Source organism: Magnetococcus sp. PR-3 (assembly GCF_036689865.1).
Taxonomy (GTDB): Bacteria; Pseudomonadota; Magnetococcia; order Magnetococcales; family Magnetococcaceae; genus Magnetococcus.
The window spans coordinates 211,997-221,111 of record NZ_JBAHUQ010000004.1 but is presented as its reverse complement, the minus strand read 5'-3'; the positions used below and the strand labels follow the sequence as shown (position 1 = coordinate 221,111).

At 45.9% G+C, this 9,115-nt stretch carries 8 protein-coding genes and 1 tRNA gene; 2 read left to right on the top strand and 7 right to left on the bottom strand.

Annotation, left to right across the window (positions count from 1 at the left end):
- Positions 1-186: 186 nt before the first annotated feature.
- The 3 genes from V5T57_RS04980 to V5T57_RS04970 are packed head-to-tail and all read right to left on the bottom strand — an operon-like array spanning position 187 to position 3,064.
- Complete coding sequence (locus V5T57_RS04980; protein WP_332890061.1) at positions 187-1,230, bottom strand: RES family NAD+ phosphorylase; 1,044 nt, start codon at positions 1,228-1,230, stop codon at positions 187-189.
- Between the two features lies 1 nt (position 1,231).
- Positions 1,232-2,170: a sce7725 family protein gene (locus V5T57_RS04975; RefSeq protein ID WP_332890060.1), complete on the bottom strand. Its 939-nt coding sequence runs from the start codon at positions 2,168-2,170 to the stop codon at positions 1,232-1,234.
- A gap of 6 nt (positions 2,171-2,176) precedes the next feature.
- Complete coding sequence (locus tag V5T57_RS04970) at positions 2,177-3,064, bottom strand: sce7726 family protein (RefSeq protein ID WP_332890059.1); 888 nt, start codon at positions 3,062-3,064, stop codon at positions 2,177-2,179.
- 690 nt (positions 3,065-3,754) lie between these two features.
- On the opposite strand from V5T57_RS04970, the gene V5T57_RS04965 reads away from it, so the two are divergent.
- Positions 3,755-4,900, top strand: coding sequence for a DNA cytosine methyltransferase (locus V5T57_RS04965; protein ID WP_332890058.1), 1,146 nt, complete (start codon positions 3,755-3,757; stop codon positions 4,898-4,900).
- The gene (locus V5T57_RS04960) at positions 4,900-5,847 is read left to right on the top strand and encodes a DUF4928 family protein (RefSeq protein ID WP_332890057.1); all 948 of its coding nucleotides are present in this window, start codon (positions 4,900-4,902) and stop codon (positions 5,845-5,847) included. Before V5T57_RS04965 ends, V5T57_RS04960 begins: the two co-directional genes overlap by 1 nt.
- 399 nt (positions 5,848-6,246) lie before the next feature.
- Here the strand turns inward: V5T57_RS04960 and V5T57_RS04955 are convergent.
- The 4 genes from V5T57_RS04955 to hscA all read right to left on the bottom strand — a co-directional run bounded on the left by V5T57_RS04955 (position 6,247) and on the right by hscA (position 9,021).
- Positions 6,247-6,322 (bottom strand) — tRNA-Lys (locus V5T57_RS04955).
- Positions 6,323-6,527: 205 nt separating this feature from the next.
- Positions 6,528-6,722: a Fe-S cluster assembly protein IscX gene (gene iscX / locus V5T57_RS04950; RefSeq protein ID WP_332890056.1), complete on the bottom strand. Its 195-nt coding sequence runs from the start codon at positions 6,720-6,722 to the stop codon at positions 6,528-6,530.
- A 9-nt stretch (positions 6,723-6,731) separates the two neighbouring features.
- The gene (locus V5T57_RS04945; protein ID WP_332890055.1) at positions 6,732-7,064 is read right to left on the bottom strand and encodes a 2Fe-2S iron-sulfur cluster-binding protein; all 333 of its coding nucleotides are present in this window, start codon (positions 7,062-7,064) and stop codon (positions 6,732-6,734) included.
- 76 nt (positions 7,065-7,140) lie between these two features.
- A complete protein-coding gene (gene hscA / locus V5T57_RS04940; RefSeq protein ID WP_332890054.1) occupies positions 7,141-9,021 on the bottom strand; it encodes a Fe-S protein assembly chaperone HscA in 1,881 nt (626 codons plus the stop codon).
- Positions 9,022-9,115: the final 94 nt, after the last annotated feature.

The window sequence follows — 9,115 nt, the reverse complement described above, 5'->3', positions numbered from 1 at the left end:
CGTCTAAATTTGGTTTTGACTAACTATAAATGGTGAGGCAAGTGCAACACAAAACAAACTCTTCTCTGTCTTACCAAACCTAATTTAATTTTTGATGTGGAGTATTCACGCCTGCGCAATTCAAAAAAGAAAACAACGGGCAAGCGAAGAACTGAGCAGTAGAAGATTTACTTCCCAAACTTTCTTTTATTCAGAATCTAGCAACTCTTCTGACTCAACTGATACTTTTTTAATTTGGTAACGCTTCACAGCTTTCCCAATGGCTTTCTCTGGGTCAAATAGGGCTAGGTTTACTCCATCACTTACAGAACTGCGATAAAGCACCCCATCATAACCCTCCTTTTTTATAAATTCACAAAGGTATTGACTAGGCAGATAATCAATAGCTGCACCTTGCGGTAAAACAGGACGTGTAAGCTCATCACCGAGCCTCTCTAAAAAAGGTAAGTCCGATCGCAACTGATCAATAGCACTGGACTCTGAAAGATAAAATGGAGAAACCAATTTTCGAGGCTTTTGTAGATCAACCACCTTGATTTTTGGAATTTCAAAACTAGCTATACAGATATTATCTCCGGTATGAGGACGTATCTCTGAAGTAGCTGTTTCAGTAGTTGATCCAAGGTAAAGGTAAGGTATTCCTGCTGGGTTAGCCCTCCCATTCGTAGCCTTCCGTTGAGGAGGAGGGCCCATTTTGTCCAAAGAAAAACACTGTTCGTGTTCTGCTAAAACTCTAGCTCTATGCCAGCTTCCTGGTGAAACTTCCTGAACAACATGCACAATAAGCTGCGCTAATCGATCAGTATCAATTTTACTCTTATCGTCGAGAAACCAACGATTTCCATGCATCAATTCATCACGTAACGTTTCCCATTGGACCAATGTTTGACTGTCATATTTTGAAGATGGAGAAAACCTCTTCCGAACGATATCATCATCATCAAGAATTTCTGCAAGCAACATTTGAGCATTAGCCATATCCATTTTTGGATGTGTAAACAATCCCCAGTCACTCTTCATCCACTCAGCAAGTAATATCCCATTTTGATCTTTTTCATAAGCACCCAGAAAAATTTCAAATTCTGGGCAAAGTTCGCTTGGCTCAATCAGATCAACATTATCTGAGCCACAAAAATCACACTTGCCTTTTCTATTGCTACGGGATGGTATTATCTCTGATTGAAGACCATGATCACCAATACACTTAGGACAGCAATAACGTTGAAGCATTTCAGGCTCCATGAAGATATTGAGCCAATGTTTCGATATGATGCTTCATGGATAGTTTTTTCACATACCCAAGACCTGGGAAGTGTTCTCTACTATGTAGCTTTCTAAATTCTTTAATGGTTTCGGTTTCGTATAAATGAGAATCTCCTGAGTCAAGCTTTTCAATCAGCTTGTTCAGTGCTTGCACGAATTTTCCTGCTGGGTCTGTTGGAGTGTCTTTTGTTGTTGAAACAAAATGATAAACAAACATTTCATTGTCCCTATTTGGATCAATGAAAGTTAAGTGTATTGCAATAGCGTAAGCCGGGCCTCCACCTTCAGCAAAATGATCACCAACAATCAAAAAATCCCCGAAGCCGTCCATTCCCATTTCAGTGTATGTGACATGCAAATCTGAGAACGTTTCACTCGGAGGGTAGTCAGCATTTCGCTGCCTCTCAAAGCCATCATGCAAAAGTACTCGAGTACCTTTGCTAAAATGCTTGCGGTATAGCATTTTAGCGTGATTATCAAAAAAAATGTGTTCTGACTCTGCCATATCATCACTGATATACTCTGCCAACTCACGAGGAGCTGGAAAGCCAGCATGTATAAATATTGGCTTAAGTTTTTTGCATCTATCTAACAGGTCAATAGCCTTAGATAAAACTGTTGTAGCTGAAAGCAAAATCCCCGCTGAGATTGAACCCTTCTCTGCATAAGGCTCTAGCAGAGTGATAATACTATTTCCACTACCTTGATGATCACCACAGCCTGGGTTCACGATTACAATAGCCTTGCCTTGTGCTTCACAAATTGCATCAAGCGCTTTTTCGAGCCCTTTGAATGACTCTTTAACAGGTTCAATTATTGGGGTAAAACCACAGCCAGCGAGGAGTTTCGCTTTTTCTCTAATTGTTATCAACTCGTACTGTTTACCGCGAAAGTAAGGGTAATACATTCAGGGTCAACTCCAGGTCAGCGCTGTTTTCAAGGGTGTGTCAACTGACTTAATCAATCTGCTATGATTCTTTCGACTCATACGTTTTGACAATGCAGCTGCATGCAATGATTCAGGCAGGTCTTTAATGAGTTCGCAAAGTGATGTTAAGGCTCTGTTCTTTTTCAGAACGGTGACCATTTGTCTATGCAACTCATTGCGGTCTAAGTCTACAAATAACTCTCTCAACTTTTCGTAGCGCTGGGTATTAGGGACATCAGGAACGTCAACACCCAAGCCCCTTAAAATATTGATAGCCTCAACTGCCCGAAGAGAAAGCAGAACTGTAGCTGGACATATTTTCTCAGTTTGCTCAATTGCATCTCTATATACTGAAATCTGATAACGTCGTGAAAGGCTAAGGACACCTACTCCGTCAGGAATACGCTCGACCACGTCATCCACATGACTTTCAGCTGTAATCACATTTACCGATGCAAAAACCTTCTGATAGTCTTCTATTTGCTTATTCAATCGAGACAGAGAATCCCTCTCAGATTTGATTTCATAAACAGTTGCAGTTCCATTTAAGATGACAAGATCTGCCCTGCTGGAACCCACGCGAAACTCAGTCAACATGGAAGCTGTATTCAAGCTATGCTTCCCAAGCAAAACTTTTTTTGTTACTGCGGACCTGTAAATATACTCATCACGACAACCAAACTTCTTTAGCTCAGAAAAGGCTAACTCAAAAAGATCGCCAACACTTATTTCTTGATTACTATAATCCAAAAAATCCAGCTGGTCCAGCAAACGCACAAACATAGGAGATCGACCCTTTTCCGCTAATTCACGGAAAACGGCTGATGAAAATAAGCGCGTCAATGCAGATAGTTCTGATTGCTCTCTTTGCACGTCCCAACTTCCTTTTTTGAGCGAACTAACCCAGCCTAATTCTCTTCATATAGAGACAAAATGGCAAGCTTAATCCATACTTTCTGCGAGATAGGAGAGACAATTCATCAATGACATCAGGAAATGACAGAGCACAAATCACGTTGATTAGGAAGTACACAGCATTGTATTTTTCCATCTCATTGAAAATGCGCATGGTACACAGCTTTTGAGGCTCTGGTAAGTACAGAGCTTTTAGAGAATTTGAGGGGAAAGAGAGAAAAAAAGCCCTGAAAACTTTCCGAACAGAGCAATAACAGGAACATCTAAAAAAACGTCAAAGTCATGATTTATTTACAGGAAAAACACAACAAAAAAAGCCCGAGTCCATTGGACTCGGGCTTTGATTGGTGAAGCGTTCCACACCAAAATCAAAAATTCTCTACTGACGAAACTTCATTTACGATTACGATGCGTGGTCCACTCGCAAGTGAAAGAATGCGTGTTTCAGCATAAGCATGGGTGATTGAGCAAAACGCATCCCATTGAAATCAAAAATTCTTTGGAGTTTGAGAGGTACCATATCTAGACATTTCTCATATCCATGGCTTCTACCCCCATACTTTAACCTGATTGAATTTCATTGGCCTATATAGCCAACATCCTGTAGAATTTCGTCAGATAAGGTACTGATTAGAAAGCTTGGGTAAAATGCACAAGTTCTATGAATTTTTCGCTGGTGGTGGCATGGCCCTTGCCGGGCTTGGTCCAAAATGGGAGTGCCTGTTCGCCAACGATATTGATGCAAAAAAAGCCGCCTCCTACGCCCAGAATTGGGGTGTAGAACATTTGTACGTTGGCGACATCAAACAACTTAGATCAGACAGGCTCCCCGATCAGGCTGACTTAGCTTGGGCGTCATTCCCCTGCCAGGATCTCTCCTTGGCGGGTAATGGAGGCGGCTTGAACGCGGAGCGATCCGGTACTTTTTGGCCTTTCTGGTCCCTGATAAATGATCTTGCCCAGGAACAACGCCCACCAACGCTAATTGTCCTGGAAAACGTCTGTGGAGCCATTACCTCGCATGGCGGTAAAGACTTCCAGGCTATTGGCGAAGCATTAACACGTGTAGGTTATCGATATGGTGCTCTTGTTATGGACGCCTCTAAATTTCTCCCCCAGTCGCGGCCTCGCCTATTTATCATAGCAATTCGCAATGAGTCAGATACTTTACAGCTCTTCACTCGACAGGAACCCGACCCAATCTGGCATACCTCCTCTTTGATAAAAAGTGTGGAGGCGCTACCTACATCTCTTAAGTCGTCTTGGGTCTGGTGGAGCCTACCAAAACCGTCGAAGGTTACACATACTCTATCTAGTATTCTTGAATTGGAGCCCAAAGGGGTCTCGTGGCATACACCGCAAGAGACCAAACGACTATTGGAACTTATGGCTCCCACCCATCGCGATAAAGTTGCTCAAATGGCAGCGGCAGGCCAACCCATGGTACGCACAGTTTACAAGCGGACCCGGCGCAATGAACAAGGCGAACGTCAACAGCGCGCCGAAGTGCGCTCTGATGAGATAGCAGGTTGCCTCAGAACCCCCACGGGTGGCTCCAGTCGCCAGACGGTTCTCATCGTAGATGGGAATAATTTCCGCTCCCGATTATTATCTCCCCGAGAAACAGCCCGTTTGATGGGATTGCCGGACTCCTATATACTTCCCGAACGATATAATGATGCTTATCATCTTACCGGAGACGGCGTAGCCGTTCCCGTGGTACGTCATCTGGCTAAGAATCTGCTTGAGCCCATTCTTGATCACGTCAAGTCCGCCTCACTGGAAGCGGCCTAATGTCATTAAACAAAGCGCTCACCACTTTCTATAAGACAAAGAAATTTCAAAACAAAGGTCCGTTAAGTGTTGCCTTGGTCATCACACAACATGCCAAAAAAATGGGGCTTCCTCTTGATCCAAACAGTTTAATCACAGATGGAGGCGGCCAAGTGCTAGGTTTGGGGAAAGGAGCAGTTCAAGCTGTCCTCAAGCGTCATGGAATTGATCGTGTTCTTGCTAAAGAAGGGGGACGGACCAGTCGCGGCAGTTTGAATAAAATGCGCGACTATACTGCATTTCTTAACCAGCTTCATCAAGAAGCCGCGCCAGTTGATCTGGATACTATTGAGGCCTTTTGGGTCGAGCGAGTACGAGAGTTTTTTGCCGGTAAACCTTTCAAAATAAAACTCGACTCATCACGCAGCCTTAGATCCGTGGTGAGAGACGTCATTAGCCAAGCCATTGCACGCCAGAAAGATGCTAATGGCACCTACTACGCAGGTGCCGTCATGCAACACTTAGTGGGAGCCAAGCTTGATTGTTTCTTGGGTATCGGCTGTTTTGACCACAACGGGTTTTCGACATCAGACGAGCAATCGGGCCGAGCTGGCGACTTTCTCATTGAGGATGTTGCAATCCATGTGACCACATCTCCCGGAGAAGCCGTCATAGCCCGATGTAAGGATAATCTGGATGAAGGACTCCGCCCCATCCTGGTAACGCTTCAAAAAGGGGTCCAGGTGGCAGAAGGACTTGCTGAGAACGCATCTCTTCATGATCGAATCGATATCTTCGAGATGGAGCAGTTCATCGCGCTTAATCTTTACGAATTAGGCAGATTCAAATCTGATCACCAGAAAATAGCCGTCACAGATGTGGTTAATCGTTATAACGCCATTGTGAGTGAATGGGAAACAGATCCCAGTCTTCAGATAGAATTCGCAACCGGAAGACAAAAAACCTAAAGCCGGTAGCTGAATCATCTATGCCATCAAAAAAACGTAATTCCAAACCCGAGATCACCGTTTGCCGTCTGGTTCATTGAATAGGCTATCAGTATCACCTTAATGAGATAGACCTTATGGGAATCCATAAAGTCAAAAGCTGTTTACCTTCATGGCCTTATTAAAAGTACACAGCCATTGTACTTTTACATCCCATTGAAAACACACATGGTACACAGCTTTTGAGGCCCTGCGAAGTACAGAGCTTTTAGAGAATTTGAGGGGAAAGAGAGAAAAATAGCCCTGAAAACTTTCCGAGCAGTATGATTTCAGAATCGCCTCAATAAGCGGTAAAATCATGATTTCTTTACATGAAAAACCCAACAAAAAAGCCCGAGTCCAATGGACTCGGGCTTTAAATGGTGAGGTGTGCAGGAGTCGAACCTGCGACCCAGTGATTAAAAGTCACTTGCTCTACCAACTGAGCTAACACCCCTCATTTGCTCAGAAGCTGAACAACCATGCTTCCGAGGCCCTGAAATTTAACAAAACCGAGAGCGCTTTCCAAGCAAAAAATTCACACAATGTACTTTTTTCTGCCTAACACCTGCCATAATCCATGTAAAGGACTGTATATAAAAAGAAAACAGGGCAGAAAAAGAGGACTCTTTCTACCCTGTCAGCACGCTTATCCTGAAGTTTTAATCCCGCTCGTCGATCCACATCATCTGAATCGTCTCCAGAATCTTTTCATTACAGTGATCTTTTTCATCATCAAAACCTGGAAGCGCCATAACCCACTCCTGCAGATCCGTAAAGCGCACTGTCAGCGGATCAATGTCTGGCTTACCATCGGCCAGCTCAATGGCAATATCATTGACGTCTGTCCACTTCATCTCCGCCTCCTACTTTTTTTTGTCCACGTTGATGTTGCGGTTATATTCTGGAATGGTAACAACCAACCCATCGAGATCTTCACTCATGATAATTTGACACCCCAACCGGCTATAAGGGGTTAGACCAAAAGCCTTATCCAGCATGTCATCTTCATCATCCGTTGCTTCTTCAATTTTATCAAACCACGCTTCATCCACAATCACATGACATGTGGAGCAGGCCAAGGACCCCTCACAGGCACACTCCAAGGGAATATGATTATCATGTGCGACATCCATCAAGGATTGCCCCGACGCAACATCCAGCGTCTCGTTGATGGGTAAAAAAGTAACCTTGGGCATCGCCCTCTCCTTACATATCTTAACGCCCAACTGGGCGGCAGTATTCATTTTCCAAGGGGTTTTATACCTCACCCACTCAGCTTGACTCAAAGGTCTCCAGGCTTTGCCCAGCCATGACCGCACGCACCCCACGGTCCATACGACGTTGCGCAAAAAAGGTGGTGGCCTTATCCAACGCCTCAATACCTTTATTGATCGCTGTGGCATCCGCTCCCTCAGCAATGCCTGCCAGGGTTTGCACAGCCTCTTTGATCTGCGCCAGCTCGGCTTCGTTCAACAGATCACCATCTTTTTCCAGAGCGGCATCCAGTGCATTAAAGACACGATCCACCTCCACCCGCGCCTCACCCAGACGGCGGGCTTCCATATCAGCCTCGCCATGGCTTAACGCATCACGCAGCATGCCTTCAATCTCATTATCGGACAAACCATAGGCCGGTTTAACCTCGACGGTCTGCTTGGTTCCCGTAGTCTCCTCTTCAGCAGATACCGTCAGTAGCCCATCAGCATCGACCTGGTAGGTTACGCGAATACGGGCTGCACCTGCCACCATGGGAGGAATACCCCGCAGTTCAAACTTGGCCAGAGAACGGTTTTGCTCCGCCATCTCACGCTCACCTTGAAGAACCTGAATAACCATGGCGGTCTGGTTGTCCTTAAAGGTGGTAAATTCTTGGGCTCTTGCCGTAGGTGTGGGGCTGTTTCTGGGAATAATTTTTTCCATCAACCCACCCATCGTCTCAACCCCTAAGGATAAGGGGGTGACATCCAACAAGAGCAGATCATCACCACGGCGGTTACCCGCCAGCAGGTCTGCCTGTAACGCTGCACCCAATGCCACAACCTTATCAGGATCCAAATCACTCAATGGCTGCCGCTTAAACAGGCTTTCAACATAAGCACGCACTTTGGGTACACGGGTCGAGCCACCCACCAGCACCACCCCTTCCAACTCACCTGGCTTGATACCAGCATCTTTAAGGGCTCGGCGACACGGCAGACCGGTGCGTTTAACCAGCGCTTCAATGCTGGCTTCAAACTCATCTTTACTTAAGGTACGGGTATAGTCCCCAATAACAACCTCAACATGTGAGGCATTGGTTAATGATTCCTTAGCCAGACGGGCAGAGTGCATAACCTGCTGCTGCTGTTCCGATGTCGGATCATCAATGCCCATCTCTTGCAAGAACAGCTCACCCAAGGCATGGTCAAAATCATCGCCACCCAGGGCTGAATCTCCCCCTGTGGCCATGACCTGAAAGACCCCTTTGGTCAGCTTAAGAATAGAGACATCAAAGGTCCCACCGCCTAAGTCATAGACCGCATACATCCCCTCTTTACCCGCTTCTAGCCCATAAGCCAGCGCGGCTGCGGTTGGTTCATTAACCAACCGCATCACTTCCAGGCCGGCCAGCTTACCGGCATCTTTGGTGGCTTGGCGCTGGGCATCATCAAAATAGGCTGGAACGGTAATAACCGCACCGTAGAGATCGCCCCCCAACGCGGTTTCTGCCTGCCCTTTAAGATGCCTTAAGACCTCTGCCGAGACCTCAACCGGGGAGACCTTGCCCAGGCCGGTATCAATCCGCACCATCCCCCCTTCGCCAGATTCTAAGCGATAAGGAGTACGCTTACCTTCCCCTTGCACATCTTCCAACCCACGCCCCATAAAACGCTTGGCGGAGATAATGGTGGCGTGCGGGGAGGTAATGGCTTTTTCGCGGGCCTGCTGCCCCACCAAAGGGGCCTGATCTTCACGATAATGCACCACAGATGGGATGGAAAATTTGCCATCGGGCATAGGGATGCAACCAGGTTTATTATCTTGATCAATGGCAGCTACCAGAGAGTAGGTCGTGCCTAGATCAATGCCCACCACCCGACGCATATCTTCAGGCCGAGCTTCATGAGGCTTGGCCGATTGTCCCGGCTCTGCAATATCCAGTAGAACTACCATGATGATCCTTACATAACTGCATTGTCTAAAGAGTAAAAAGAGACTGGATATTCTCCAGCACCTGCCCTGCTCTACCTATTTTTAAAGTGGCCCC